General features: G+C 70.0%; 26 protein-coding genes and 1 other RNA gene. 14 read left to right on the top strand and 13 right to left on the bottom strand.

Translation table 11 applies throughout. The features are described from left to right. Window positions 1-103: 103 nt before the first annotated feature. The 3 genes from FGL25_RS01050 to prmC all read right to left on the bottom strand — a co-directional run bounded on the left by FGL25_RS01050 (window position 104) and on the right by prmC (window position 3,615). Window positions 104-1,462: a hybrid sensor histidine kinase/response regulator gene (locus FGL25_RS01050; protein WP_138140707.1), complete on the bottom strand. Its 1,359-nt coding sequence runs from the start codon at window positions 1,460-1,462 to the stop codon at window positions 104-106. Window positions 1,463-1,544: 82 nt separating this feature from the next. Further along, window positions 1,545-2,429 (bottom strand): DUF4167 domain-containing protein, encoded by an 885-nt coding sequence (locus tag FGL25_RS01045; protein ID WP_252969935.1) that lies wholly within the window; start codon window positions 2,427-2,429, stop codon window positions 1,545-1,547. A 277-nt stretch (window positions 2,430-2,706) separates the two neighbouring features. Continuing rightward, window positions 2,707-3,615 (bottom strand): peptide chain release factor N(5)-glutamine methyltransferase, encoded by a 909-nt coding sequence (prmC, locus tag FGL25_RS01040; protein WP_138140705.1) that lies wholly within the window; start codon window positions 3,613-3,615, stop codon window positions 2,707-2,709. 78 nt (window positions 3,616-3,693) lie between these two features. Between prmC and FGL25_RS01035 the strand changes: the two genes are divergently transcribed. Further along, window positions 3,694-4,965, top strand: a complete 1,272-nt coding sequence (locus FGL25_RS01035) for a YihY/virulence factor BrkB family protein (protein WP_223850622.1) — start codon at window positions 3,694-3,696, stop codon at window positions 4,963-4,965. Here the strand turns inward: FGL25_RS01035 and recR are convergent. Together recR and FGL25_RS01025 are read right to left on the bottom strand one after the other, a co-directional pair. Then, window positions 4,962-5,564 (bottom strand): recombination mediator RecR, encoded by a 603-nt coding sequence (gene recR / locus FGL25_RS01030; protein ID WP_003166259.1) that lies wholly within the window; start codon window positions 5,562-5,564, stop codon window positions 4,962-4,964. The genes FGL25_RS01035 and recR overlap by 4 nt on opposite strands. Continuing rightward, window positions 5,564-5,893: a YbaB/EbfC family nucleoid-associated protein gene (locus FGL25_RS01025; protein WP_003166260.1), complete on the bottom strand. Its 330-nt coding sequence runs from the start codon at window positions 5,891-5,893 to the stop codon at window positions 5,564-5,566. Before FGL25_RS01025 ends, recR begins: the two co-directional genes overlap by 1 nt. 174 nt (window positions 5,894-6,067) lie before the next feature. Between FGL25_RS01025 and FGL25_RS01020 the strand changes: the two genes are divergently transcribed. Beyond that, window positions 6,068-6,682, top strand: coding sequence for a malonic semialdehyde reductase (locus FGL25_RS01020; RefSeq protein ID WP_138140704.1), 615 nt, complete (start codon window positions 6,068-6,070; stop codon window positions 6,680-6,682). A gap of 32 nt (window positions 6,683-6,714) precedes the next feature. On the opposite strand, the gene nudC is transcribed toward FGL25_RS01020, so the two are convergent. Next, window positions 6,715-7,638, bottom strand: coding sequence for an NAD(+) diphosphatase (gene nudC / locus FGL25_RS01015; protein ID WP_138140703.1), 924 nt, complete (start codon window positions 7,636-7,638; stop codon window positions 6,715-6,717). A 70-nt stretch (window positions 7,639-7,708) separates the two neighbouring features. Between nudC and ffs the strand changes: the two genes are divergently transcribed. The 3 genes from ffs to FGL25_RS01000 all read left to right on the top strand — a co-directional run bounded on the left by ffs (window position 7,709) and on the right by FGL25_RS01000 (window position 10,339). Next, an RNA gene (ffs, locus tag FGL25_RS01010) (signal recognition particle sRNA small type) lies at window positions 7,709-7,804 on the top strand. Between the two features lie 213 nt (window positions 7,805-8,017). Further along, a complete protein-coding gene (locus tag FGL25_RS01005) occupies window positions 8,018-8,416 on the top strand; it encodes a DUF3597 domain-containing protein (protein ID WP_138140702.1) in 399 nt (132 codons plus the stop codon). Between the two features lie 57 nt (window positions 8,417-8,473). Then, the gene (locus FGL25_RS01000; RefSeq protein ID WP_138140701.1) at window positions 8,474-10,339 is read left to right on the top strand and encodes a DNA polymerase III subunit gamma/tau; all 1,866 of its coding nucleotides are present in this window, start codon (window positions 8,474-8,476) and stop codon (window positions 10,337-10,339) included. On the opposite strand, the gene FGL25_RS00995 is transcribed toward FGL25_RS01000, so the two are convergent. Beyond that, window positions 10,340-11,062: a 3-deoxy-manno-octulosonate cytidylyltransferase gene (locus FGL25_RS00995; protein WP_138140700.1), complete on the bottom strand. Its 723-nt coding sequence runs from the start codon at window positions 11,060-11,062 to the stop codon at window positions 10,340-10,342. 148 nt (window positions 11,063-11,210) lie between these two features. On the opposite strand from FGL25_RS00995, the gene FGL25_RS00990 reads away from it, so the two are divergent. Next, on the top strand, window positions 11,211-11,918 hold the full coding sequence (locus tag FGL25_RS00990; protein ID WP_046652421.1) for a c-type cytochrome: 708 nt from the start codon (window positions 11,211-11,213) through the stop codon (window positions 11,916-11,918). Window positions 11,919-11,996: 78 nt separating this feature from the next. On the opposite strand, the gene FGL25_RS00985 is transcribed toward FGL25_RS00990, so the two are convergent. Together FGL25_RS00985 and FGL25_RS00980 are read right to left on the bottom strand one after the other, a co-directional pair. Continuing rightward, window positions 11,997-12,797 (bottom strand): C40 family peptidase, encoded by an 801-nt coding sequence (locus FGL25_RS00985; RefSeq protein ID WP_138140699.1) that lies wholly within the window; start codon window positions 12,795-12,797, stop codon window positions 11,997-11,999. Window positions 12,798-12,877: 80 nt separating this feature from the next. Next, window positions 12,878-14,260 carry a leucyl aminopeptidase family protein gene (locus FGL25_RS00980; RefSeq protein WP_138140698.1) on the bottom strand — a complete coding sequence of 461 codons (1,383 nt, stop codon included), beginning with the start codon at window positions 14,258-14,260 and terminating at the stop codon, window positions 12,878-12,880. An 89-nt stretch (window positions 14,261-14,349) separates the two neighbouring features. Here FGL25_RS00980 and FGL25_RS00975 point away from each other — a divergent pair, with 89 nt between their 5' ends. From FGL25_RS00975 to arfB, 6 genes are all read left to right on the top strand, one after another. Beyond that, complete coding sequence (locus FGL25_RS00975) at window positions 14,350-15,162, top strand: tetratricopeptide repeat protein (protein ID WP_138140697.1); 813 nt, start codon at window positions 14,350-14,352, stop codon at window positions 15,160-15,162. Window positions 15,163-15,371: 209 nt separating this feature from the next. After that, window positions 15,372-15,842: an iron-sulfur cluster assembly scaffold protein gene (locus FGL25_RS00970; protein ID WP_138140696.1), complete on the top strand. Its 471-nt coding sequence runs from the start codon at window positions 15,372-15,374 to the stop codon at window positions 15,840-15,842. A gap of 80 nt (window positions 15,843-15,922) precedes the next feature. Further along, the gene (yidD, locus tag FGL25_RS00965) at window positions 15,923-16,171 is read left to right on the top strand and encodes a membrane protein insertion efficiency factor YidD (protein ID WP_040346297.1); all 249 of its coding nucleotides are present in this window, start codon (window positions 15,923-15,925) and stop codon (window positions 16,169-16,171) included. Continuing rightward, window positions 16,168-18,108, top strand: a complete 1,941-nt coding sequence (gene thrS, locus FGL25_RS00960; RefSeq protein ID WP_138140695.1) for a threonine--tRNA ligase — start codon at window positions 16,168-16,170, stop codon at window positions 18,106-18,108. Before yidD ends, thrS begins: the two co-directional genes overlap by 4 nt. Window positions 18,109-18,260: 152 nt before the next feature. Beyond that, the gene (locus tag FGL25_RS00955) at window positions 18,261-18,719 is read left to right on the top strand and encodes a YaiI/YqxD family protein (protein WP_138140694.1); all 459 of its coding nucleotides are present in this window, start codon (window positions 18,261-18,263) and stop codon (window positions 18,717-18,719) included. Further along, complete coding sequence (arfB, locus tag FGL25_RS00950) at window positions 18,716-19,117, top strand: alternative ribosome rescue aminoacyl-tRNA hydrolase ArfB (RefSeq protein ID WP_046652431.1); 402 nt, start codon at window positions 18,716-18,718, stop codon at window positions 19,115-19,117. Before FGL25_RS00955 ends, arfB begins: the two co-directional genes overlap by 4 nt. Here arfB and FGL25_RS00945 read toward each other — a convergent pair whose 3' ends face one another. From FGL25_RS00945 to FGL25_RS00935, 3 genes are read right to left on the bottom strand one after another with little or no spacing between them, the layout of a single operon-like run. Next, entirely contained in the window at window positions 19,118-19,615 is a 498-nt protein-coding gene (locus FGL25_RS00945; protein WP_167493269.1) for a hypothetical protein, read from the bottom strand. It abuts the gene before it with no gap. Window positions 19,616-19,638: 23 nt separating this feature from the next. Continuing rightward, a complete protein-coding gene (ubiB, locus tag FGL25_RS00940; RefSeq protein ID WP_138140693.1) occupies window positions 19,639-21,222 on the bottom strand; it encodes a 2-polyprenylphenol 6-hydroxylase in 1,584 nt (527 codons plus the stop codon). After that, window positions 21,210-21,995 (bottom strand): class I SAM-dependent methyltransferase, encoded by a 786-nt coding sequence (locus tag FGL25_RS00935; protein ID WP_040346301.1) that lies wholly within the window; start codon window positions 21,993-21,995, stop codon window positions 21,210-21,212. Before FGL25_RS00935 ends, ubiB begins: the two co-directional genes overlap by 13 nt. Window positions 21,996-22,130: 135 nt before the next feature. On the opposite strand from FGL25_RS00935, the gene FGL25_RS00930 reads away from it, so the two are divergent. Both FGL25_RS00930 and FGL25_RS00925 read left to right on the top strand, forming a co-directional pair. Beyond that, complete coding sequence (locus FGL25_RS00930; RefSeq protein ID WP_138140692.1) at window positions 22,131-22,427, top strand: 4a-hydroxytetrahydrobiopterin dehydratase; 297 nt, start codon at window positions 22,131-22,133, stop codon at window positions 22,425-22,427. After that, window positions 22,424-23,209: an SDR family oxidoreductase gene (locus FGL25_RS00925; protein ID WP_138140691.1), complete on the top strand. Its 786-nt coding sequence runs from the start codon at window positions 22,424-22,426 to the stop codon at window positions 23,207-23,209. The genes FGL25_RS00930 and FGL25_RS00925 overlap by 4 nt, the downstream gene beginning before the upstream one ends. A gap of 103 nt (window positions 23,210-23,312) precedes the next feature. Here the strand turns inward: FGL25_RS00925 and FGL25_RS00920 are convergent, their stop codons facing one another. Beyond that, window positions 23,313-24,656, bottom strand: coding sequence for an amidohydrolase family protein (locus FGL25_RS00920; protein WP_046652436.1), 1,344 nt, complete (start codon window positions 24,654-24,656; stop codon window positions 23,313-23,315). Between the last annotated feature and the right edge of the window lie 3 nt (window positions 24,657-24,659).

Raw genomic sequence — 24,659 nt, 5'->3', positions numbered from 1 at the left:
TCGATCTTCTCAAGCAACGAGGATCGAAAGCCCCGTTTCTCTTTAGGAAGCCGCCATGAGGCGCGGCGTCAACCCCGTCCGTCGTCGCGACCGCGTGAAGTCGTCAGGCCTGCGCCGTCTTCGGCACGGTCCGCGAAGGGGCGTCAGACGGCGCCAGAAGGCGCGACAATCCCGCCGTCAGATCGGCAAGCCCGATCGGTTTGATCAGGTATTCGGCGAAGCCCGCCGCCTGGGCGCGCCGCACCTCGTCCGGGGCGATCGCCGCCGACAGGGCCATGACGGGCAGGTCGCGGGTCAAAGGCTCCTGCGCCAGAGCGGCCTTGACCGCCAGGCCCTGCCCGCCGTGCAGATCGAGATCGAGGATCACCGCGTCGGGCCGAAGATCGCGCGCCAGATCCGCCCCCTCTTGGCCAGTCGCCGCGACGTGGAGTTGGATCGAACCCAGACCCTGCAGAAGATGGCGCATGAGGGCGACCGCAGCCGCGTCCTCGGCGATGTAGAGCAGGACGGCCTGCGGCAGGCGCGGCAGCGGCAAGGCGGCGTGAAGCGCGGCCTGCGGCTCGGATTGGGGCGAGGCGGGCAGGCGCAGGATGAAGGCCGCGCCCTCGCCTTCCTGGCTCTCGACCGTCAGATCACCGTCCATGGCGGTCGCCAGGCGTCGCGCCGCCGCCAGGCCGACGCCCGCGCCGTCGACGGAAGAGGCGGCCCGTCCACGCCGTGCGAAGGGATCGAACAGGGTCTCGATCCGGCCGGGGGACAGGCCCGGCCCGGTGTCGCGCACGGTGATCCAGACCTCCTGGGCGACGCGGCGCCCTTCGATCACGACCGTCCCACCCGGCCGATTGTGCTGCACGGCGTTGCGGATCAGGCGAGTCATCACCTGATCCAGGGCGCGCGCCTCGGCCTGAACGGTCAGCCCGGCCTGAAACGGAGGCGGACGCAGATCGACCCCCGCCGCCTCGGCCTGACCGGCCAGGGACTGGCAGATGCGCCGGGCGACCAGCAAAGGGTCCAGGCGCTCGCGCGCGGCTCCGACGCCCGAGTCCTCCGTAAAGGCGGTCAGCCCCTCGACCAGGGTCTGAAGCCGGGTCGCGCCTTCGCGTATCTGATCGACGGCCTGGCCCTGGCGACGACTGAGCGGCTCATTGACCGCATTGATCCGAAGCAAGTCGGCGAAGCCCAGTATGGCGTCCAGAGGCCCGCGCATCTCGCGGCTGAAAGCGGCGAGCAGGGCCGTATGGGTGCGACGTCCGGCCGCCTCGATCGCCTGGACGCGCAACAGACGCGCCTCGACGTCGCAGACCGCATCTTCCAGATCGGTGATGCGGCGGCGGGCGGCCGCCGCCTGTCCGTCATGCAGCCGCTGCACCGCCCGGATACGCCCGTGGGCGCCGAGCGACAGTCTGACGCCCGCGACGCCTGCCGCCAGTCCGAGGGCGATCGCCAGTAGAACGAATTCCATCACACGTCCTCCCGATAGATCGAGAGTAACGCATCAATAGTTGTATTAAAGTGAACACACCAGCAAAGGTTGTGCGGTCGCCTTATTCGTCGTCGGCGACCGTCTCAGCCTTGCGGCGCGGACGGCGGGTGCGCGGGGCGGGCGTCTCGTCGTCCTGGGCCGCTTCCTCGATCGCCGCGGGGCGGGTCAGGAAGCCCGGCAGAGCCGCGGCGTCGTCGCCGGCCGCTTCATCCTTGGCCGCCGCGGCGCGAGGACGGCGCGGGGCGCGCGGCGCCTTGGCGACCGGCGCGTCGGCGTCCGCCTCGGCCTCGACGGCGGGCGCCTCATGCGCACGCTCTTCGGTCGGAACCTCGGACGCCGGGCCGCCATCCTGACCGGACTCATCGGCGTCGGCGATCTCGGATTCGCCGTTCTCGAAACGACGGTTGCGCTCCTCGCGGCGGCGCTCCCAACGCTCGCGACGGGATTCGCGGCGGCCGCCTTCGCGGTTGTCGCCGTCACCGTTTTCACGCGGTTCGCGGGGCTCACGCGGCTCGCGGTCTCGGTTGGCCTCGCGCTCGGCGCGTTCAGCCTGACGGCGAGCCTCTTCCTCGACGCGGCGCTCCTCGGCCTGCTGGGCGGCGATGATGGCCGCCGCCTGGGCGCCCGACTCGTCCTCGAAGTCGATGTCGAAGCCCTGGCCCGCCTGTTCGCGCTGGGCGATCTCGCTGACCGAGCGCTGCGGCTGGAGCGCGCGCAGGACGCGGAAATAGTGTTCGGCGTGCTGGGTGTAGTTTTCGGCCAGAACGCGGTCGCCGGCGGCCGCGGCGTCGCGGGCCAGCTGCATATAGCGTTCATAGACGGTCTGGGCGTTGCCCCGGACCTTGATGTTCTCGGGGCCTTGCGAGTCCCACGAACGGTTCGGATTGGTCGCGTTGGCGTTATTGCCGCCGCCGGGCTTACGGTTGCGTCCGCGTTGACGCTTCATGCCCTTGAAATCTCTCATCGGAGCTTACCGTGCTGGTGCGGGCCGCCGTCGCAGAAGACGGGCGAGACCCTGTTCGTCGTTCCGTTCGTTCGGGGCCGATCCCCGGTGCGAGCTGTTCGGAAAACCGTGCGTCCCCCGTGGTCCGCCACGTCCGTCTGAGGGGCGCGGCCGTCACTGAACTCCGACACGCTTAATCGAGCGAACCGGCTCGAAAAGGGTGCGTCTGAGTGGGGAACACCACGGACTTAGCGCGCGCCGAGACGCTTTCCAAGGGTTTTTATTGCAACGGCGCTTCGGCTTCGGGGATCGGGCCCACGCGCGGGTCCGGGCCGTTGGTGACGACGCGGTCGCGGTCCGCCAGATCCTTCACGACCTTGACGTCGGTGAAGCCCGCCGCTTCGAACAGGGCCTTGACCGCCTGGCCCTGGTCCCAGCCGATCTCGACGGCGAAGACGCCTTGCGGGCGCAGGATGCGGGCGATCTCGGGCGCCAGGTCGCGATAGGGCTGCAGGCCGTCCGGACCGCCGTCCAGCGCCAGATGCGGATCGTGCTCGCGCACCTCGGGGTCCAGACCGGCGATGTCCGCGGTCGGGATATAGGGCGGATTGGACACCACCAGGTCGAAGCTGTCGTCGGCGAAGCCCGCCGCCCAGTCGGTGCGCATGAAGGTGCAGCGGTGGTTCAGATCCAGATTGGTCGCGTTCTCGCGCGCCACGGCGATGGCTTCGGTCGAGATGTCGGTGCCGACGCCGCGCGCGCCGCGCCGCTCGGCCAGGGCGGCCAGCAGGATGGCGCCCGAACCCGTGCCCAGGTCGGCCATGTCGAAGGCGGTGTTGGGCGGGAAGGCGCGCACGATGACGTCCACCACCGTCTCGGTGTCCGGGCGCGGGCTGAGGACGTCAGGAGTGACGTTCAGCATGATCTTCCAGAACCCCTTGCGGCCCAGAATGCGCGACACCGGCTCGCGGCGCAGGCGACGATCCACCATGGCGTCCAGCGCCAGGGTTTGCTCAGGCGAGAGCGCGCGGTAGGGGTCGTTCAGGATGTCGACGCGGCCTGCGCCCGTCGCCGCCTCGAGCATCAGGCGGGCGTCGATGGAGGGGCTGTCGATGCCGGCGGCCTTCAGGCGCGCCTGGGCGCCTTTCCAGGCGGTCAGCAGGGTCGGTTGGGTGTTCTGATCGGACATTCCGGGTGATTGGGGTCTGCGACGGATGATTTCAAGACGGAACGGCCGGCTAGCGTGGCCGTTGAAGGGCGAATGGGGATGAAACCACAGTCGAATCATCGCGCGTCGCGCGCCCGGAAGCGTCGTCCGGCGCGTCGCGCGCCCGGCGCGGCCGGCGGGCTGCTGCGCTATCTGGCCGCAGCGGCGGGCGGACTGGCGACAGGCGCGACGGCGGCCCACCTGCTCTACACTCAAGGCCACCGCTTCGGCCTGGAGTTGCGGCCCCCGCGTCCCGAGCCCCTGCCCCCGCGCGACCCCACGCCCGAAGACTATGACGCCGAAGAGCCCGGGCGCGGCCGCCTGGCCCAGCGGCCGTTGCAGATCCCGCACAAGGGCTGGGTCGATATCCTGTGGCGCACGGTCATGGGCTATTTCGGCGATCGCGTCGGCTTCGTCGCCGGGGGCGTGACCTTCTTCCTGCTGCTGGCCCTGTTCCCGACGCTGGGCGCCTTCGTCACCATCTACGGCCTGTTCGCCGATCCGGCCGACGCCTGGGGCCAACTCAGCTTCCTTTATGAGGTGCTGCCGTCGAACGTGGCTCAGTTTCTCGGGGCGGAGATGACGCGGCTGGCGGGCAGCTCCACCGGCCAGCTGACCTTCACCCTGATCTGGACCCTGCTGCTGACGCTGTGGGCGGCCAACGGGGGGATCAAGACCCTCTTCTACGGCCTGAACCTCGCCTATCACGAGGTCGAGCGGCGCAATATCGTCATCTACAACCTGGTGTGCATGGGCTTCACCGTCTCGGCCATGGCGGCGGTGATGCTGAGCTCGGCCCTGGTGGTCGGCGTGCCCGTGGTGCTGGCCGTGTTCGGCCTGGAGGACGAGTGGGCCTATCTGGCGCCGCTGCGCTGGCCCCTGTTGTTCCTAGGCTATGCCGGGGCGCTGGCCCTGATCTATCGTTACGGGCCGAGCCGGGCGCGGGCGCGCTGGCGCTGGCTGACGCCGGGGGCCCTGTTCGCGGCCAGCCTGAGCCTGCTGGTGTCCTTCCTGTTCAGCTGGTTCCTGACCACCTTCGTGCGCACCGATTCCTACGGCCCGCTGGCGGCGGCCATGGGCTTTCTGCTGTGGACCTGGTTCTCGGTGCAGGTGATCCTGATGGGCGCGCGGCTGAACGCCGAGATCGAACACCAGACCGCGCTGGACACCACCACGGGCGCGCCCCGGCCGCTCGGCGAGCGCGGCGCTGTGATGGCCGATTCGGTCGGTCCCCGGCGCGGCAATCCCGCCGCCCTGGCCTTCACCCTGAAATACGCCGAGGCGCTGGGCGATCGGGTGATGCGGCGGCGGATGAAGAGACGGAGGCCCTAAGCGGGCCGTCGCGCCCGCAGGGCCTGGATGATGGTGCCGTCGTCCAGCCAGTCCAGTTCGCCGCCGACGGGCACACCGCGCGCCAGCGACGTGACCTGCACCCCCGCCGCCGACAGGCGTTCGGCCAGATAGTGCGCCGTGGTCTGGCCGTCGACCGTGGCGGGCAGGGCCAGCACGACCTCCTTCGCCTCCCCGCCCTTCGCCCGGCCGATCAGTTCGGCGATGCGCAGTTGTTCGGGGCCGACGCCGTCCAGCGCCGACAGCAGGCCGCCCAGGACGTGATACTTGCCGCGAAAGGCGCCCGACCGCTCCATCGCCCACAGGGCGCCGGCCTCCTCGACCACGCAGATCAGGGCGTTGTCGCGGCTCTGGTCCGCACAGACCGAGCAGGGATCGCGCGTGTCCGGCGAACCGCAGACCGAGCAGTTGACCACCTTGTCCGCCGTCTCGGCCAGCGAGGCGGCCAGCGGGACCAGCAGCTGCTCGCGCCGCTTCAGCAGGGCCAGGGCCGCGCGCCGGGCCGAGCGCGGGCCCATGCCCGGCAGCTTGGCCAGCAGGCTGATGAGCCGTTCGATTTCCGGCCCGGCGGAGGCGGCCATCAGAAGAGTTTCGGCATTCCGGGGATGTTCATCCCGGCCATCGGCCCGGCGGCGTCGCGCATCAGGGCGTTGTTGATCTCGTCCAGCTTGCGCTTGGCGTCGGCGTGGGCGGCGACGATCAGGTCGGCCAGGATCTCGCCCTCGCCGGGCGCCATCAGGCTGTCGTCGATCTTCACCGAGGTGATCTCGCCGGGGCCTTTCAGGGCGATGGTCACAAGGCCGCCGCCCGAGGTGCCCTCGGCGGTGGATTCGGCCATTTTCGCCTGGGCGTCCTGCAGCTTCTGCTGCATCGCCTGGGCCTGTTGCATCAGGGCGTTGAGGTCTTTCATGCGCCCTAGATAGGGCCAAGCGCCGCGCGGCTCCAGACCCTGACGAAGAAAGCCTGTCGCGCCCGCCCCCTCCATATTCGTCACAAAATCGGTTGCCGATCTCTTGACGACGGAGTCGTGCAAGCCTAATTGGCCACAACTGAAGTTACCAATCAGTTTTCTGGAGAAGCCCTGATGGCCTTTGACGCCCTTTCCGCCCGCGACCTTCCGGTTTCCGACGCCGTTCTGGCCCAGCTGTTCACCGAGGCGCGCACGCGCAACGGCTGGAGCGACCGGCCCGTGTCCGAAGACCTGATCCGCAAGCTGTATGACCTGACCAAATTCGGCCCGACCGCGGTCAACATGACCCCGGCCCGCTTCGTCTTCATCACCTCGCCCGAGGCCAAGGCCCGGCTGTCGACGCACATGGCCGAAGGCAACCGCGCCAAGACCCTGGCCGCGCCGGTCAATCTGATCATCGCCCAGGACATCGACTTTCACGACACCCTGCCCAAGCTGTTCCCGCACGCGCCGGGCGCTCGCGGCTGGTTCCCGGAAGAAGCCGGCCGTCGTGAAGCCGCCTTCCGCAACGCCTCGCTGCAAGGGGGCTATCTGACCATCGCCGCACGCGCCCTGGGCCTGGACGTGGGTCCGATGTCGGGCTTCGACACGGCGGGGGTGAAGGCCGAGTTCTTCCCCGACAGCAACGTCGAGCCGAACTTCATCATGAACCTGGGCTACGGCACGGATGAGAACCTGTTCCCGCGCTCGCCTCGCCTCGACTTCGAGGAAGCCGCCCAGATCCTGTAAGCCGGTCAGCCCTCGGGCCTTGTCCCGAGGGCTTAGTCCTCGCCGTGCGCCCAGCTTTCCAGCAGCCGTCGCGCGATGGCGTAGGGCGGCGGGGCATGGATGGTCGGGTGCGTCTCGTCCAGCACGGCGCGGGCTTCGCTGCGCGTCAGCCAGGCGACGGCTTCCAGCTCGGTCTGGTCGGGGGCCGCCTCGTCAGTCGTGACCTCGGCGATCAGGCCGATCATCAACTGGGCGGGGAAGGGCCAAGGCTGGCTGGAGTGGTAGCGTACGTCCGACACCGTCAGCCCCGCCTCCTCCATCACCTCGCGGGCGCAAGCCTCCTCGATCGCTTCGCCCGGCTCCATGAAACCGGCCAGGGCCGACATCCGGCCCTCGGGCCAGGCGGCCTGACGGCCCAGCAGGCAGACCGGTTCGGCCCCGCCCTTATAGACCGGCAGCATGATGACGACCGGATCAACGCGCGGGAAATGCTCGGTCCCGCAGGCCGGGCAGACGCGCTTCCAGCCGCCGGACGCCTGATCCGTGGCCTTGCCGCAGGCGGCGCAGAAGCCGTGGCGGCGGCGCCAGTCGAACAGGCTCTTGGCCGTGGCGGCGATGCCGGCGTCGGCCTCGGGCAGGACGATGGCCGCCTCGCGCATCTCGACGAAGCGGCCCAGGCCCCCGGCGGGTCCGCTGGTCGGGTCGATGGAGCCTTCGAACTCGGCGGCGAAAACCGGCGCGCCCTTCCACAGCCCCAGGAAGATGTCGCGGTCGCGCGCCAGATCGCGCGCATGACCCAGCGACAGCCAGACCAGCCGCTCGGCCCCCTCATGGGTTTCGATCAGCGGACGCCCCTCCCACAGGATCATGGCCAGGGCTTCGGGGTTGGCCTCCTGCTCGGCCAGCCAGGCGGCGTCGTTGCGAAGGTCGCCGGAGCGGTCGAGCGGATTGCCGGAAAAGACGTTGCGATGGGACATGACGCTTCATAGCCTTGAGCGCGCGTGCAGGGGAGGGCTTGATTCCCGCGCCGTCCGCCTTCATATCCCCTCTCGGAGATCGCGGGCGAAGGCTTCGCCAACCTGGTCAGGGCCGGAAGGCAGCAGCCACAACGAATTCACCTTCGGGTCGCGGTCTCTACTTTCCTGATATTTAAGTGCGCTATCGTCGATCACGCGGTGATCGACTGCTTGAGTGCGTTTGTGCGCTACCACTCGTGACGCGGTCACGAGCTGCTTGAGCGCGTTTGCGCGTAGCCGTTCCCTGCCACGAATGAGCTGCCGTCGCGCAAGCTTCACGGAACCGGGCCGCGCCTCATTCGCTGAAAGGACTTCGATCCCCACGATCAGGAGCAGGCGAATGAGCATACTCGGCAAGATTCTCGGCGGCGTCTTCAGGAAGAAGGAAGCCCCGGCGGCGACCCCCGCCGCCCCCGCGCCCGAAGCGGCCGCCCCGACCCCAGCGCCCGCGCCTGCCGCAGCCGCCGTTGCGCCCCAGCCCGCCGCCGAGGTCGATGTCGCCGGCATCCTCGACTTCATGAACGAGCAGCGCGCGCAGAAGCTAAACTGGCGCACCTCCATCGTCGACCTGATGAAGCTGATCGGCCTGGAATCCTCGCTCGCCGAGCGCAAGGAGCTGGCTGACGAATTGGGCTACACCGGCGACAAGTCGGACAGCGCCAGCATGAACATCTGGCTGCACAAGCAGGTGATTCAGAAGATCCGCGACAACGGCGGCCAACTGCCCACCGATCTCTAAGCCTCTCTGCGGCGCGAGGGGGTGCGCGAGCGCGCTCCTTCGCGCTAAGAGTGGGCCATGAGCGACGCCGATCACAGTCTCGATGGTCCTCCGTGGGAGGAAGACGCGCCCGAAGTCGAGGTGCGCGACCCCAACACCGACGACATGTTCGGCGCCCCGCCGCCCGTCGCTGCGGCCGAACCCGCGCCTGAACCGAAGGCGGAGCCCGCGCCCGTCCCCGCTCCCAAGGCTTTCGAGGCGCCGCCCGCCGAGGGCGAGGCCTACACCGTCCTGGCCCGCAAATACCGGCCGCGCGCCTTCGAAGACCTGATCGGTCAGGAAGCGATGGTCCGCACCCTGACCAACGCCTTCGCCACCGGCCGCATCGCCCACGCCTTCATGCTGACCGGGGTGCGGGGCGTCGGCAAGACGACGACCGCGCGCCTGCTGGCCCGCGCGCTCAACAATGAAACCGAGACCATCGACAAGCCATCCCTGGCGCTGACGCCGACCGGGCGGCACGACGCCGCCATCATGGCGGGCCAGCACATGGACGTGATGGAGATGGACGCCGCCTCGCACACCGGCGTCAACGACATCCGCGACATCCTGGAAAGCGTCCGCTACGCGCCGGTCGAGGCCCGCTACAAGGTCTATGTGCTGGACGAGGTCCACATGCTGTCGACGCAGGCGTTCAACGCCCTGCTGAAGACGCTGGAGGAGCCGCCGCCCCACGCCAAATTCATCTTCGCCACCACCGAGATCCGCAAGGTGCCGGTGACGATCCTGAGCCGCTGCCAGCGTTTCGACCTGCGCCGGGTCGAGCCGGAGGTTCTGGTCGGCCATCTGGGCCGCGTCGCCGATCGCGAAGGCATGAAGATCGAGCAGGAGGCCCTGGCCCTGATCTCGCGCGCGGCCGAGGGGTCGGTGCGCGACGGCCTCAGCTTGCTGGATCAGGCGCTGGTTCAGGCCGAGCGCGGCGCGGTGGTCGAGACGGCCACGGTGCGCGACATGCTGGGTCTGGCCGACCGCACCCAGACCATCGCCCTGTTCGAACAGACGATGGCGGGCAAGACGGCCGAGGCTCTGACGACCTTCCGCACCCTCTATGGCTACGGCGCCGATCCGGTGCAGGTGGCCAACGACCTGCTGGAGCACTGCCACGCGGCCTCGGTCGCCAAGATGCTGGGACCGAACGCGACCCGCCTGCCCGGCGATCAGGCGCAGAAGCTGGCGGCGTTGGGCGCGGCGATTTCAGCCGGGACGCTGTCGCGGACTTGGCAGATGCTGCTGAAGGCGCTGGACGAGGTGCGGCGCGCGCCCAATCCGGCCGATGCGGTGGAGATGGCCATCGTGCGTCTGGCCTACGCCGCCGACCTGCCTGGCCCCGAAGAGGCGCTGAAGGCGATCCAGTCGGGCGGCGTCCCCGGCGGCGGCGCGGGCGGGCCTCGCGGCGGGGGCTCAGGCGGCGGAGGCGGCGGCGCCTCGGCCATGCTGGCGGCGCGGCCGATGGCGGCGCCCGCCCTGCCCGATCCGCAGAGCTTCGAGGCCGTGGTCGCCCTGATCGGCGAGAAGCGCGAGATCACCCTGCAGATGGACGTGGAGCGCTACGTCCGCGTGGTCAGCTTCCGCCCCGGCGCCATCACCTATGAACCGGCCGAGGGCTCGCCCCATGATCTGGCGCGGCGTCTGGCCGGGCGGCTCAAGGAATGGACCGGCCGCACCTGGCTGATCGCCGCCAACGGACAGGGCGGCGGCGAGACCCTGATCGAGGTCGAGAAGAAGGCCCGCGCCGCCCGCCGCGCAGCGGTCGAGGCGGACCCCTTCGTGGTGTCGATCATGCAGGCCTTCCCCGGCGCCGAGATCAAGGAGATCGTCACCCTGGCCCCGGCCGTCGAGATGCCCGCCATCCCCGACGACGGCGAGGCGGGCGACGACGACTGATCAGGCCAGCGCCCGCGCCGCCTCCAGGTCCGCCGGGTTGTCCACGGACAGCGGCGCCGCTTCGATCACCGAAGCCCAGATCTGCAGCCCCATCTCCAGGGCGCGCAGCTGCTCCAGCTTTTCGCGCTTCTCAAGCGGCGACGGCGGGGCGGCGCAGAAGCGGGCCAGGGCTTCGCGGCGGTAGCCGTAGATGCCGACGTGACGCCAGACCGGACCCTCCCCGTACAGGGTCGAGCGGGTGAAGTAGAGGGCGCGGCCGCTCGTCTGGCCGTCCGCCAAGGCCAGCACCGCCTTGACCACATCGGGATTGGCCCGGTCCGAGACGTCCGCCTCGGTCGCGACCAGGGTGGCGATGTCGCAGGCTGATTCGCGCGCCAGCAGCGCGGCGCAGGCTTTCGCCAGATCCGGCGAGGCGAACGGCATGTCGCCCTGGATGTTGATGACCACCTGATGGGCGCCGTCGGGATCGACCGCCTGGGCGGCCGCCAGGATGCGGTCCGAACCGCTGGGCAGGTCGGGATCGGTCAGCACCGCCTCGCCGCCCGCCGCCTGCACCGCCGCGACGATCTCCGGATCGCCCGCCGCCACGGCGACGCGGAAACCCGAAGCCATGGCCTGCTCCCACGCCCGCACGATCATCGGCTTGCCGCCGATGTCCGCCAGGGGTTTGCCGGGCAGACGGGTGGCCGCCATGCGAGCGGGTATCATTATCAGCGGATTCATGGTCGCCTAGCGCCTTGAAAGCGCCCGGAAGCGTCCGGGCCGGTTGCGAAGGTCGCGCTAGCGTGTAAGAGACGCCCACGCAAGAATACGCCTGAACGCCGCTTCGCGGTTGGGGGGCTCACCTAGAGACGGGATGCGACGACGCGGAATGAGCGGCGATCTGAAGTGGAACAAGATTATGGGCGCGTGCCTGGGCACCGCCTTTGCGATCCTGGTGGTCCAGCAGGTTTCGGGCATGGTCTACCACACCAAGCAGCCCGAGAAGATGGGCTACTTCGTCGACGCGCCGGATGAAGCGGCTGCGGGCGCGGCCGAAGCCGCCCTGCCGATCGACTGGGGCACGGTCCTGCCGACCGCCGACCTGGCCGCCGGTGAAGCCGCCTTCGCGCGCTGCCAGGCCTGCCACACCGTCAACTCGGGCGGCGCCGACGGCATCGGCCCGAACCTGTTCGCCGTGGTCGGCGGCCCCGCCATGCACCGCGCGGGCTTCGCCTATTCGGACGCCATGGCCAAGCACAAGGCCGAAGCCCCGACCTGGAACTATGACGAGCTGGATCACTTCATCAACGCGCCGGGCCGCTATGTGCCGGGCACCAAGATGTCCTTCGCCGGCATCCGCGACGAGAAGACCCGCATCAACCTGATCGCCTGGCTGCGCACGCAAGGCTCGGCCGGTTTCGCCATCCCGGCGCCGGACCCCGCCCGTCAGCCGGGCGCCGCCGCCCCGGCCGCCGCCGAAGGCGAGGCTCCGGCTGCTGAAGGCGCCGCTGCGACGGAAGCCGGCGCCGCTCCGGCCGAGGCGCCCGCCGCCGACGCCGCCGCGACCCAGGCGACGCCTCCGGCTCCGAAAGCCTAAGGGCGGACGGACACGACAGACGACGGAAAGGCGGCCTTCGGGTCGCCTTTCTTCGTTTCAGGATCAGGCTTTTGGGTTTCAGACCCGACGGAAAATCGCGGAGGCGAAGCCGTCGGCGGTCAGGCGGGCCTCGACCTCGGCCAGGGTCTCGACCACCACGCCGCCGCGCGCGCCCGTCGCGTGGATGATGCGCTCGGCGTCCAGCATCAGGGCCGAATGGCCGGTCCAGTCGCCCTCGGCCTGCGACAGCCAGATCGCCAGGTCGCCGCGCTGGGCGTCCTCGCGCGACACGGCGCGGCCGAGACCCGCCTGCTCATCCGCGCGGCGCGGGCCGGGCCGGCCGCAGGCCAGCAGAGCCTGCTGCACCAGGCCCGAACAGTCGGTCTCCAGCGAGGAACGGGCGCCCAGGGCGTGCGGGCGGCCCAGCAGGCGCTCGGCCACCGCTACCAGGTCGCGCTCGAACGCGCCGATGGATTGCAGGTCGCTGTCGGCCAGGCCCTGAGCGTCGTCGCCGATCAAGGCGTTCAGCGGCAGGGCGGCGGAAACAGAAGCGACGCGGCGCGTCGCCAGGGGCGCGCCGGGCGCCAGGGCCTCCAGCGAGACCCAGCCGACCACGCCGTCGCGTCGGGCGCGGCCCCAGGCGCGATCCTGACGGCGCTCCAGCACGTCGAAGGCCTCGCCGAACAGCAGCTGATCGATGCGCTGACCATCGTCGGCGACGATGTCGGCGACCGGCAGGCGGCAATGGGCGGGATCGGTCCGGCGATAGGCCTCGGCCCGCATCAGACCTTCCAGCGCCTGCTCGGCCAGCACCACGCGATCCCCGTCCCGCAGGATCAGGGGCGCGCCAGGCGGCAGCAGGGCCAGGACATCGGTCAAGCGGCGGTCTCTAGACGGCTCGGACAATTCGAGCCGCCCACCCTAGGCGCCGATCCCGAAGGGGGCGTTAACAGCCTTGGCTATTTGACGAATTTGTCGCTGAGGTAGCGGAAGCAGGCGCGGATGGCCTGGGCCTCGCCGCCTTCGGGCCAGCCGGGCCGGGCGCGCGGATTCCAGGCGAAGACGTCCATGTGCGCCCAGCTGCCCGTCGTCGGGGCGAACTTCTGCAGGAACAGGGCCGCCGTCACCGACCCGGCCTGGGCCCAGGCGGCGGAATCGTTGCGCACGTCGGCGATCTCGCTGTCCAGCGAAGCGCGATAGCCCGCCCACAGAGGCATCCGCCACAGGGGGTCGCCCACGGCCCGACCGGCGTTCAGCACGCCCTCGGCCAGGGCGTCGTCGTCGGTGTAGAGCGGCGGCAGTTCGGGACCGAGGGCGATGCGGGCGGCTCCGGTCAGGGTGGCGAAGTCCAGCGTCAGATCCGGCTGATGCTCGCCCGCCCGCGTCAGGACGTCGGCCAGGATCAGCCGCCCTTCGGCGTCGGTGTTGCCGATCTCGATGGTCAGGCCCTTGCGGCTGTTCAGAATGTCGCCCGGTCGGAAGGCGTCGGCCGACACGGCGTTCTCGACCGCCGCGACCAGCACCACCAGCCGCACCGGCAGACCGGCCTGCATGATCAGGCGGCCCAGGGCCAGGGCGTGAGCGGCGCCGCCCATGTCCTTCTTCATGTTGCGCATCCCGGCGGCGCCCTTGAGGTCCAGACCGCCGGTGTCGAACACCACCCCCTTGCCGACCAGGGCCACCAGCGGCCGGTCCGCCTTGTCCAGATTCCAGCCGATCTCCAGAACGCGCGGCGCGCGGTGCGGGGCTGCGGCGCGGCCGACCGCGTGAACGGCCGGATAGTTCTCCTCCAGCAGGGCGTCGCCGGTCGTGACGGTCAGGCTCGCGCCCGCGCCCTCGGCGATCTCGCGGGCGATGGTTTCGAGCTGCAGCGGCCCCATGTCGGCGGCGGGGGTGTCGACCATCTCGCGGGTCAGGGCGCAGGCGGCGGCGATGTTCAGCGTCGCCGTCAGGTCGAGGCCGTCCGGCGCGACCAGACGCGCGCGGCCGCGCTCGGGCCGGGCCTTGTAGCGGTCGAACAGATAGCCCCCCAGCGCAAAGGCCAGCGCCGCCAGATGCGCCGCCTCGCCCTCGACGCCCTCCAGCCGCCAGTCGCCCGCGGGCAGGCGCGTCGGCAGGCCGCGCGCCGTCATGGGGTCGAAGGCCTCGCCCGCGCCGAACAGGGCCTGCTCCGGCGCGCCGTCGGCGGTGGGGACCACCAGCAGTTGGCCTGTCTTGCCGGTGAAGCCGTTGGCCTCGGCCCAGGCGGCGATGCGTTCCTCCAGCGCCGCGCCCGCCTTGACGATGCGAACCGGGCGCGCGGTCGCGGAAGCGGCGATCAGCAGTTCGGACTGAGGGGACATGGGGCGACCTTTCCGACGCTTAACGCCGATTAACCAAACCTTGACCCGTCGGCGCGACCATAAGGGCAGAACCGCCACGGACCCCTTCCATGTCGCGCAACGCCGCCCTCGCCGCAACCGTCAGCCTGATGCTTCTGGCCGTCGCCGCCCCGGCCCTGAGCCAGACCGCGCCCGCAGCGCGCGCCCCCGCCGACGCCGCGACGCGGGCGGGCTATGATCGGGCCGACGCCCTCAGCCGCTCGGTGTTCTGGACCCAGGAGCAGCAGCTCAATCCGATGGACCCGATCGCCGGAGTCAAGCTGGCCCAGGCCCTGCGCGAACTGGGTCAGTTCGATCAGGCGGCTGAGACGGCGCAGGGCGTGCTGGTCGTCCAGCCCGCCAATGTCGAGGCCATGCTGGAGGTCGGCCGCGCCCACATCGCGCGCGGCCAGGCCTTCTACGGCATCGCCGCGCTGGAACAGGCCAAGGCCGCCGCGCCGCGCGACTGGCGGCCCCTGTCGCTGCTGGGCGTGGCCTATCAGCAGGTGCGCCGCTCCGACGACGCCAAGGCCGCCTGGAACGAGGCCCTGCGCCTGTCGCCCGACAACGCCGACGTCCTGACCAACGCCGCCATCGCCCGCATCGGCGAGGGCGACGCGCCCTCAGCCGAGATCCTGCTGCGTCGCGCGGCGGCTCAGCCGGGCGCCGGTCTGCAGGTGCGCCAGAACCTGGCCCTGGCGTTGGGGCTGCAGGGCAAGACCGCCGAGGCCGAGGCCATCCTGCGCCGCGACCTGCCGCCCGAAGCCGCCGACCAGAACCTGCGCTGGCTGGCCGCGCGGATGCAGCCGGGGCAGGCGCCCTCCCCCGCCGTCGCCGAGGCGTCGCCGACGGCGCGGACGTGGTCATCGTTGCAGGGCGGATAGGTTCACCCCGCTCATACTGCCGTCATCCTCGGGCTTGACCCGAGGATCGGACCATCCGCCTACGCCTCCTTGGACAGGTCACGCGCCCCGCCACGCTCGATCCTCGGGTCAAGCCCGAGGATGACGGCGGGGTGGAGCAAGGCCCACGCGACCGAGGGAGAAGCGCCGCCTCTCTTCACCTTCCGCCCTTGAGGGCCTATCTTCATCCCGTGATCGACGACCTCTACAGCGCGCGCATCCTGTCGCTGGCGGCCAACCTGCCGCACAGCGGGCGCCTGCCTGCGCCCGAAGGCTCGGCCGAGCGGGTCGCCAAGCTGTGCGGGTCGAAGGCCATCGTCGACGTGGTGCTGGACGCCGACGGCCGCGTCAGCGGCTTCGCCCAGACGGTCAAGGCCTGCGCCCTGGGCCAGGCGGCGGCGGGCGTGGTCGGGGAAAACGTCCTTGGCGCCTCGGTTGAGGAGATCGAGGCCGCGCGCGACGCCATGTCCGCCATGCTGAAATCCGGCGGCGACGGTCCCGAGGGCCGCTTCGAAGCCTTACGCGTCCTGAAGCAGGTCGCCGACTATCCCGCCCGCCACGCCTCGACCATGGTGGCGCTGGAAGCGACGCTGGAGGCGGCTCAGCAGGCGTTGGCCAAACACCACAGCGATACGCGAACTCGTCTCGCCGGCGCGGCCTGAACGGCGCGTCGGTTGATCCCCCTGCCGTGAAGAGGGATAAGCGCGACGAACCCGAAGCAGAGCCCCCGGCGAAGGGACCGATGTCTCTCTACGAACGCAGCGTCCGCGCGGCCCATCGGGGCTATAAGCTGACGCTGTCCCCCCTGATCGGCCAGCAGTGCCGGTTCATGCCGACCTGTTCGGATTACGGGCGCGACGCCCTGATCCAGCACGGTCCGCTGCGGGGGGGATGGCTCACCGTGCGGCGCCTCTGTAAATGCCATCCCTTCGGCGGTTCGGGCTATGATCCCGTTCCGCCCGCCAAGACCGAAAAAGAACGACCGTCATGATCGAACTGAAATTCCCCGACGGCGCCGTGCGTCAGTATCCGGCCGGCTCGACGGGCCGCGACGTGGCCGCCGCCATCTCGCCCTCGCTGGCCAAGAAGGCGGCCCTGGTCGTCTGGAACGGCGAGCAGCGCGACCTGGACCGCGTCATCGACGGCGACGGCGACTTCCGCCTGCTGATGCGCGACGACCCCGAGGCGCTGGAGACCATCCGCCACGACGCCGCCCACGTGCTGGCCCAGGCGGTGCAGGAGCTGTTCCCCGGCACCCAGGTGACGATCGGCCCGGCCATCGAGGACGGCTTCTATTACGACTTCGCCCGCGACGAGCCCTTCTCGACCGACGACTTCCCGAAGATCGAGAAGAAGATGGCCGAGATCATCGACCGGGGGGCCCCGCTGGAGCGTCAGGTCTGGAACCGCGACGAGGCCATCGCCCACTTCGAAAAGATCGGCGAAGAATATAAGGCCGAACTGATCCGCGACCTGCCCGAGAGCGAGACGATCACCGTCTACAAGCAGGGCGAATGGGCCGACCTGTGCCGCGGGCCGCACTTCCCGACGACCAAGTTCGTGGGCAAGGCCTTCAAGCTGACCAAGCTGGCGGGCGCCTATTGGCGCGGCGATTCCAACCGCGCCCAACTGCAACGCATCTACGGCACGGCCTGGGCGACCAAGGAAGACCTGGACGCCTATCTGCTGCGTATCGAGGAAGCCGAGAAGCGCGACCACCGCAAGCTGGGCCGTTCCATGGAGCTCTTCCATATGCAGGAAGAGGGCCGGGGCATGGTCTTCTGGCACCCCAAGGGCTGGGTGCTGTGGCGCGTGCTGGAAGCCTATATGCGCCGCCGTCTGGACGCCGCCGGGTATGTCGAGGTCAAGACGCCGCAGGTGCTGGACCGGAAATTCTGGGAGGCCTCGGGCCACTGGGACAAGTACCGCGCCAATATGTTCGTCTGCGAGACGGTGGAGGGCGAGACGCTCAGCCTCAAGCCGATGAACTGCCCCGGTCACGTGCAGATCTTCGATCAGGGCCAGCGCTCCTATCGCGAACTGCCGCTGCGCATGGCCGAGTTCGGCGCCTGCCACCGCTATGAGCCGTCGGGCTCGCTGCACGGCCTGATGCGCGTGCGCGGCTTTACGCAGGACGACGCCCACATCTTCTGCCGCGAGGACCAGATCGTCGAGGAGACGGCCGAGTTCATCAAGCTGGCCTATTCGGTCCACGCCGACCTGGGCATGGAGACCAAATACATCAGCCTGGGCACCCGCCCCGAACTGCGCGCCGGCACCGAGGAGTTCTGGGACAAGGCCGAGGCCCAGATGCTGGAAGCCGCCCGCGCCGCCGGGACCGAGCCGGTCGTCACCGAGGGCGACGGCGCCTTCTACGCGCCCAAGCTGGACTTCATCGTCAAGGACGCCATCGGCCGCGAATGGACCTGCGGCACGATCCAGCTGGACTATGTGCTGCCCGAGCGTCTGGATGCGACCTACATCGCCGAGGACGGCCAGAAGCACCGCCCGGTCATGCTGCACCGCGCGATCCTGGGCTCGTTCGAGCGCTTCATCGGCATCATGATCGAGAACTACGCCGGGGCCTTCCCGCTGTGGCTGGCGCCGACGCAGGCCGTGGTGGCGACCATCACGTCCGACGCCGACGGTTACGCCGAGGAAGTTCTGGCCAAGTTCCGGGCGGCGGGTCTGCGCACCGAGATCGACCTGCGCAACGAGAAGATCAACTACAAGATCCGCGAGCACTCGGTCGCCAAGGTGCCCGCCATCGCCGTGGTCGGCCGCAAGGAGGCCGAAGAAGGCAAGGTCGCCATCCGCCGCTTCGGCTCTCAGGCCCAGACCATCGTCACGGTGGATGAAGCCATCGCCATGCTGACGGACGAGGCCCTGGCGCCGGATCTGAAGCGCATCCGCGACGGCGTGGCGTAAGACTGAGCGCGCTTCTCCTCTCCACTTTGTGGGGAGGTGGCGCGGCGCCGCAAGGCGACGTGACGGAGGGGCGGCCGGTCGCGCTGGCCCCTCCACCACTTCGTGGTCCCCCTCCCCATGAAATGGGGAGGAAAAGGCGCCATAAGCCTGTCATGGCCACCACCCTCTACATCGACGCCGACGCCTGCCCCGTGAAGGAGGAGGTCTATCGCGTGGCGCGCCGCTGCGGGCTGAAGGTCTTCGTGGTGTCCAACGCCTGGATCAACACGCCGCGCGAGCCGCTGATCGAACAGGTGGTCGTCGACGCCGGGCCGGATGTCGCCGACGACTGGATCGCCGAGCGCGCCGGGCGCGGCGACATCGTCATCACCGCCGACATTCCGCTGGCCGACCGGGTGCTGAAATCCGGCGCGCAGGCGCTGAAGTCGAATGGCCAGCCCTTCACGGCGGACTCCATCGGCTCGGCCCTGGCCGGGCGGATGATCGGCGAACACCTGCGCTCCATGGGCGTGCCGACCAGCGGGCCGCCGCCCTTCTCGGCCGCCGACCGCTCGCGCTTCCTGCAGGCGCTGGACGCCGCCGTGGTGCGGGCGCGCAGAGACGCGTCATGAGCCGTATTCCTGAAGACGAGCTGGAGTTCCGCTTCTTCCGCGCCGGCGGACCGGGCGGGCAGAACGTCAACAAGGTCTCGACCGCCGTGCAGATGCGGTTCGACGTCAAGAACTCGCCCAGCCTGACCGAGCCGGTGAAGGCGCGGCTGATGAAGCTGGCGGGCAGCCGCCTGACGCTGGACGGGGTGATCGTCATCAGCGCCGTGCGCTTCCGCACCCAGGAGCGCAACAAGGCGGACGCCGTCGAACGGCTGGAGGCCATGGTGGCCGAGGCCTCGATCAAGCCGGTCTACCGCGTGCCGACCCGCCCGACGCGCGCGTCGAAGGAGCGTCGGCTGCAGGCCAAGTCCAGCCGATCCTCGATCAAGAGCGGACGCGGCAAGCCGTCGCTGGACTGATCAGTCCTGGGCCGGACGGAACAGCAGGGCCGCGATCTGGTCCTGGTCGTCGAAGGCGATGACCCAGTCGGTGGCCTGCTTCTCGAACACCACGCGGAACATGTCGGCGCCGCTCTGCTGGCCGCGATGCTCGATCGTCTTCAGCGCGCCGAACTGCTGGATCAGGGGCGTCACCGCGCCGGACTGGGCGCGGATCTGCTCGGCCATGTCGGTGCTGAACACCGAATAGTCGATCTGATTGGTCTGGAAGGCGGCGATGACCCGGCGCAGGGCCTCTTCCGAGCGGGCGATGTCCGGCGCCTGGGCGGCGGGACCGGCGATCGGCGGCGACGCGGGCGCGGTCGAAGCGGCGGGCGCGTCTCCCTCGAAGGCGTCGGGCAGGGTCGCCGCAGCCGCGCCCTGAGCCGGCGCCCGGCTCGGAGCGGCGGTCTGGGCCAGCGCCGGGGCGGCCAGCAGGAGGGTGCCCGACAGGACGAGGGCGAAGGAAGAGGTCTTCATGAAACGCAGGCTCCGAAGAAACGTCAGGCGACGATCATCGGCCAAAGCGTCAGCACCAAGGCGGCCGCCGACGCGCAGACTGCGACGGTGACGGCGGCGACCACCCAGGGCCGCGTTCCGGCCTTCTCGATCACCAACGTCTGAGACGACGGCGGGTTCTGCACCAGACGCGACAGGGCCCTGAGAGCGGCCATCGCCTCCTCGACCGTTTCCTTGATCTGGGCCTGCGGGCCCAGTTCGCGCTTGATCCAGCGCTCGACCACCGGCTTGGCGGCCTCCCACAGATCGTGATCGGGGTTCAGGCGGCGCGCCACCCCCTCGACCGAGACCATGGTCTTCTGCAGCAGCACCAGTTCGGGGCGCATATGCATGTCGAACAGGGCGGTGATCTCGAACAGCTGGCCCAGCAGGCGGCCCATCGACACCTGGCTGGCCTGGCGGCCGATCACCGGCTCGCCGACCGCGCGCAGGGCCTGGGCGAAGGTGTCGACCGAATGGTGCGGCGGCACGTATCCGGCCTCGAAATGGACGCGGCTGATGCGGTCGTAGTCGCGGCTGATGAAGCCCCACAGGATCTCGGCCAGATAGCGTCGCTCGGCCGGGCCCAGCCGCCCGACGATGCCGAAGTCGATGGCCGTCAGCTGTGCAGGGGCGTCGGCGAACAGATTGCCCTCGTGCAGGTCGGCGTGGAAGACGCCGTGGTCCAGCGCCTGAACCAGGAAGGCGCGCACCACCTTGTCGGCCAGGGCGTCCTTGTCGAGGCCGGGCAGATCGACCAGGGCCGGGTCCGTCATCGGCAGGCCGGGCGCCCACTCCAGCGTCAGCACCCGCTTGCCCACCCCGTCCCAGACCACGGCGGGGGCGGACATATAGCCGTCCTTGGCCATGACCTCGGCCAGTTCGGAGGCGGCGGCCGCCTCCAGCCGCATGTCCAGCTCAAGCTGCAGCGACTGGGCGATGATCTCGACGAAGGCGCGCGGCTCCAGCCGACGGGCCGGCTCGACGAAGCGGTCGACCAGCTTGGCCCCCAGCCGCATGGCGTCCAGCCCCTGGGCCACGCGGCGCTCGACGCCGGGGCGCAGCACCTTGACCGCCACCTTGCGCCCGTCGGCCAGCCAGGCCGGGTGCGCCTGAGCCAGCGAAGCGGCGCCCATCGGTTCGGTCAGATCGATGAACAGGCTCTCGGCCGGACGGCCCAGCGAGCGTTCGATCTCGCGCTTGGCCTCTTCCAGCGGGAAGGGCGGCAGCTTGTCCTTCAGACGCCCCAGATCCTGGGCGAACTGCAGACCGAAGATGTCGGCGCGCGTGGCCAGCACCTGGCCCAGCTTGATGGCGACGGGGCCCAGATGCTCGAACGCCTGACCCACGCGCTGACCCGGCCGCCCCGCGCGGTGCTTGCGGCTGGCGAACAGCTGGACCAGGCGGGCGAAGGGGCGGCCCCAGGCGGGCAGCAGGGGGTTGGCCTCGCGCGGGATCAGGGCGTCGTGGCGCGCCAGCACCCAGCCCCAGCGCACCATGCGCAGGGCCGCGCCCACCGGATGGCGGACCGGCTGGGCCTGCGGCGTCGGCGGCGGGGCGTTGAAGGTCAGCCGGCTCAGATCGCCCACCCATGGTGGATGGCGGCGATCCCGCCCGACAGATTGGTGACGCTGACGCGGCTGAAGCCCGCCTCCTCGATCATCCGCTTGAAGGTCTGCTGATCGGGGAAGCGGCGGATGCTCTCGACCAGATACTGGTAGGAATCGCGGTCCTTGGCGACCAGCTGGCCGATGCGCGGAATGGCGTGGAAGGACCAGGCGTCATAGGCCTTCCTCAGCGCGCCGGTCGTGGGCCGCGAGAACTCCAGGCAGATGAAGCGGCCGCCCGGCTTCAGCGCACGACGCGCCTCGCGCAGGGCCTGCGGAATGTCGGCCACATTGCGGATGCCGAAGCTGATCGAATAGGCGTCCAGGCAGGCGTCCGGCAGCGGCAGGTGCATGGCGTCGCCGACGCCCCAGGCCATCTCGGGCTCGCCGCCCTTGGCCACGCCGTTCAGGATCATCTCGGCGTTATAGTCCATGACGATGACGGTGGCGTCCTCGCCGCCGCGCCGTTCCTGGGCCGCGCGGGCCATCCTGGAATAGCGGCGCGCCATGTCGCCAGTGCCGCCGGCCATGTCCAGCACCACCTCGCCCGGCCGGACGTTCAGCTTGGCCGCCGTAGCGTCCTTCCAGATGCGGTGGACGCCCGCGCTCATCAGGTCGTTCATCAGGTCGTAGTTGGAGGCGACGGAGTTGAACACGCCGCGCACCATCTGCACCTTTTCCTTGGCGTCTACGTCACGGAAGCCGAAGGAGGAGGTCTTGCCGGAAGCGTCGGAGGAGGGATCGGCCTGGGTCATGGATGGCGGTGTAACGCCTCCCGTCGTCGCCGTCATCCGGGGAAGCGTCGCATGATGGCGCCATCTGACGCAGGCTTGCCGCTTGTCGCGTCACGGGGCGCGCGATACGCCTGAACAAAATCCAAGGAGACGCCCATGACCGCCGCCCTCGACGTGACCGAAGTTCTGGCGGGCCTGCCCGACTGGCGCCGCGCCGACGATCCGCGCCCGGCCATCGCGCGCACCCTGCGCTTCGCCGATTTCAACGCCGCCTTCGGCTTCATGACCCGCGTCGCCCTCTTGGCCGACAAGGTCGACCATCATCCCGAATGGTCCAATGTCTACAACCGCGTCGAAGTGCTGCTGACCACCCATGACGCGGACGGAGTGACGGAGCGCGACGTGGCGATGGCCCGCTTCATCGACGAGGCGGCCAAGGGTCTGGTCGAGTGACGGGCGGGCGCGTCGCGGGCAAGGCGGCCCTGATCACCGGCGCCGCAGGGGGGCTGGGCCAGGCCATGGCCCGGATGCTGGTCCGCGAAGGGGCCAGGGTGGCGCTCAGCGATCTGGACCTGAACGGGGCCCGCGCCCTGGCCGAGGCGATCAACGCCGACCACCCCGGCATGGCCTTCGCCTATGAGCACGACGTCACGCGCGAGGACGACTGGGTCCGCGTCGTCGGCGCGGCGGTCGAGGACATGGGCGGGCTCAGCATCCTGGTGAACAACGCCGGGATCGGCGGCCAGCTTTTGTGGGCCGAGCAGGACACGCTGGAGAACTGGCGCAAGGTCCAGGCGGTCAATCTGGAATCCGTCATGCTGGGCTGCAAGCACGCCATGGCGCCGCTCAGGGCCTCGGACGCGGGGTCGATCGTCAACATCTCCTCGATCGCGGGGCTGGCGGCGGCGCCGGGCATGGGCGCCTATAACGCCACCAAGGCGGCGGTCTGGCTCTACACCAAGACGGTGGCGCTGGAGGCGGCCAAGGCGGGCTGGAACGTGCGCGCCAACTCGGTGCACCCGGTCTTCATCAAGACGCCGATCCTCGACCCCTTCATCGCCATGGCGGGCGGAGACGAGGCGAACGCGCACGAAAAGCTGGCGCGCGGCATTCCGCTGAAGCGCATCGGCGAACCGGACGACGTGGCCTATTGCGTGCTGTATCTGGCGTCGGACGAGTCCAAGTTCGTGACCGGCGCCGAGTTCAAGATCGACGGCGGGCTGACGGCACAGTAACGCTGCCTGCCCCCTTCCCCCTCAATGGGGGAGCTTCAGGATAGAAAAGAAAAAGGGCGCTGCGGTCTCCCGCAGCGCCCTTCCGTCTTCAGACTGTGAAGCCTCAGTCGCCGTAGGCAGGCGGCATGGCGCCTTCGCCGCCGGTGCGGTAGCGGTCGCGCAGCAGCAGGTTGCGCGCCTGCAGCGGCTGCTCCACCCCGTCGATCAGCACGGCCGAGGGCTGGCTCAGCGGCTCCAGCGGATCGCCCGACCAGACCACGACGTCGCCTGCGGCCCCGGCCTTCAGCTCGCCGAACTGGCCGTCGAAGCCGAAGATACGGGCCGGATTGACCGTGATCGCCTGGATGGCCGCCGCGAACGGCAGGCCGTGCGACACGGCGTTGCCCGCGTTGTAGCGGATGTCGCGAGCACGGTGGGCCGAGCCCTCGTTGCCCTTGATGGCGATGACCACGCCCGCTGCGTTCAAGGCCGCCGCATTCTGCATCCGCGCCGCCCGCATCTCGAAGTTCGAGGGCAGGTTGGTGGTCGGGTGCAGGATGACCGGAACCTTGGCCGCCGCGATCTCATCGGCCACCAGCCAGCCTTCGGCGGCGCCGTCCAGGATGACCTTGACGCCTTCCTCGCGCGCCAGACGCAGCACCTGCTGGATGTCCGAGGCGCGGTTGACGGTGACGATCAACGGCATGGCGCCGTTCGCCACCGGGATCAGGGCCTCCATATCGGCGCGAGACAGCGACAGAGCGCGCATGTCGGCCCGCTCATAGGCCGCCTTGTTCCGGGCGTAGGCCCGAACCTCGGCCAGGGTCTCCTTGAACAGGACGAACTCGGCGCCGCGGGCGCCGCCCGCCACCGTCGCCCCGGCCTCGCCGAAGGGCGCGACCATGGCCACGCGCGGCTTCACCAGGATGTCGGCGCCGCCCAGCTTGATGACCGCCGCCTGGCCGGCGAACAGGCCCGGCGACTGGAAGCCGCCGTGACCCGCGCCGGCGAAGTCGGAATCGTCATGGCTGTGCCCGCCGCCCGAGCCGCCGTGCTGCGGCGTGACGACGGCGCGGGTGACGCCGCCCAGACGGGCCACCGGCAGGGTGAAGGACCAGGGGTCCAGGCCGTAGGACAGGTCGAAGGCTGCGGTCAGGGTGTTGGCGCGATTGGCCAGGTCGTTGGTCCCGCGCACCGAGCCGACCTCGGTCCCGGCCAGGCCGGAATCCACGGCGACGAAGCCCGGCGTGACGATCTTGCCGCGCGCGTCGATGACGCGCAGACCGGCCGGCGCGCCGCCGGTTCCGACCGAAACGACCTTGCCGTTGCGGATGACCACCGTGCCGTTCTCGATCACCGAGGTTCCGGTCAGCACCCGGCCGCCGGTGATGGCGACGTCCTGCGCCAGGGCGGGGCCGGTCAGGGCCAGGGCTGCGACAGCGCCCGCGAGGAGAGTTTTGATACGCATGGT

The sequence above is a fragment of the Brevundimonas vancanneytii genome, assembly GCF_901421975.1.
Classification (GTDB): Bacteria; Pseudomonadota; Alphaproteobacteria; order Caulobacterales; family Caulobacteraceae; genus Brevundimonas; species Brevundimonas diminuta.
Note: the sequence above shows the minus strand (reverse complement) of the source record. Positions and strands in the feature narration are given on the sequence as shown.

Coding starts and splice junctions, on each gene's coding strand:
- FGL25_RS01050 (WP_138140707.1), bottom strand. CDS start 1,462: ATGGAATTCGTTCTACTGGCGATCGCCCTCGGACTGGCGGCAGGCGTC.
- FGL25_RS01045 (WP_252969935.1), bottom strand. CDS start 2,429: ATGAAGCGTCAACGCGGACGCAACCGTAAGCCCGGCGGCGGCAATAAC.
- prmC (WP_138140705.1), bottom strand. CDS start 3,615: ATGTCCGATCAGAACACCCAACCGACCCTGCTGACCGCCTGGAAAGGC.
- FGL25_RS01035 (WP_223850622.1), top strand. CDS start 3,694: ATGAAACCACAGTCGAATCATCGCGCGTCGCGCGCCCGGAAGCGTCGT.
- recR (WP_003166259.1), bottom strand. CDS start 5,564: ATGGCCGCCTCCGCCGGGCCGGAAATCGAACGGCTCATCAGCCTGCTG.
- FGL25_RS01025 (WP_003166260.1), bottom strand. CDS start 5,893: ATGAAAGACCTCAACGCCCTGATGCAACAGGCCCAGGCGATGCAGCAG.
- FGL25_RS01020 (WP_138140704.1), top strand. CDS start 6,068: ATGGCCTTTGACGCCCTTTCCGCCCGCGACCTTCCGGTTTCCGACGCC.
- nudC (WP_138140703.1), bottom strand. CDS start 7,638: ATGTCCCATCGCAACGTCTTTTCCGGCAATCCGCTCGACCGCTCCGGC.
- FGL25_RS01005 (WP_138140702.1), top strand. CDS start 8,018: ATGAGCATACTCGGCAAGATTCTCGGCGGCGTCTTCAGGAAGAAGGAA.
- FGL25_RS01000 (WP_138140701.1), top strand. CDS start 8,474: ATGAGCGACGCCGATCACAGTCTCGATGGTCCTCCGTGGGAGGAAGAC.
- FGL25_RS00995 (WP_138140700.1), bottom strand. CDS start 11,062: ATGAATCCGCTGATAATGATACCCGCTCGCATGGCGGCCACCCGTCTG.
- FGL25_RS00990 (WP_046652421.1), top strand. CDS start 11,211: ATGAGCGGCGATCTGAAGTGGAACAAGATTATGGGCGCGTGCCTGGGC.
- FGL25_RS00980 (WP_138140698.1), bottom strand. CDS start 14,260: ATGTCCCCTCAGTCCGAACTGCTGATCGCCGCTTCCGCGACCGCGCGC.
- FGL25_RS00975 (WP_138140697.1), top strand. CDS start 14,350: ATGTCGCGCAACGCCGCCCTCGCCGCAACCGTCAGCCTGATGCTTCTG.
- yidD (WP_040346297.1), top strand. CDS start 15,923: ATGTCTCTCTACGAACGCAGCGTCCGCGCGGCCCATCGGGGCTATAAG.
- thrS (WP_138140695.1), top strand. CDS start 16,168: ATGATCGAACTGAAATTCCCCGACGGCGCCGTGCGTCAGTATCCGGCC.
- FGL25_RS00955 (WP_138140694.1), top strand. CDS start 18,261: ATGGCCACCACCCTCTACATCGACGCCGACGCCTGCCCCGTGAAGGAG.
- arfB (WP_046652431.1), top strand. CDS start 18,716: ATGAGCCGTATTCCTGAAGACGAGCTGGAGTTCCGCTTCTTCCGCGCC.
- FGL25_RS00945 (WP_167493269.1), bottom strand. CDS start 19,615: ATGAAGACCTCTTCCTTCGCCCTCGTCCTGTCGGGCACCCTCCTGCTG.
- FGL25_RS00935 (WP_040346301.1), bottom strand. CDS start 21,995: ATGACCCAGGCCGATCCCTCCTCCGACGCTTCCGGCAAGACCTCCTCC.
- FGL25_RS00930 (WP_138140692.1), top strand. CDS start 22,131: ATGACCGCCGCCCTCGACGTGACCGAAGTTCTGGCGGGCCTGCCCGAC.
- FGL25_RS00920 (WP_046652436.1), bottom strand. CDS start 24,656: ATGCGTATCAAAACTCTCCTCGCGGGCGCTGTCGCAGCCCTGGCCCTG.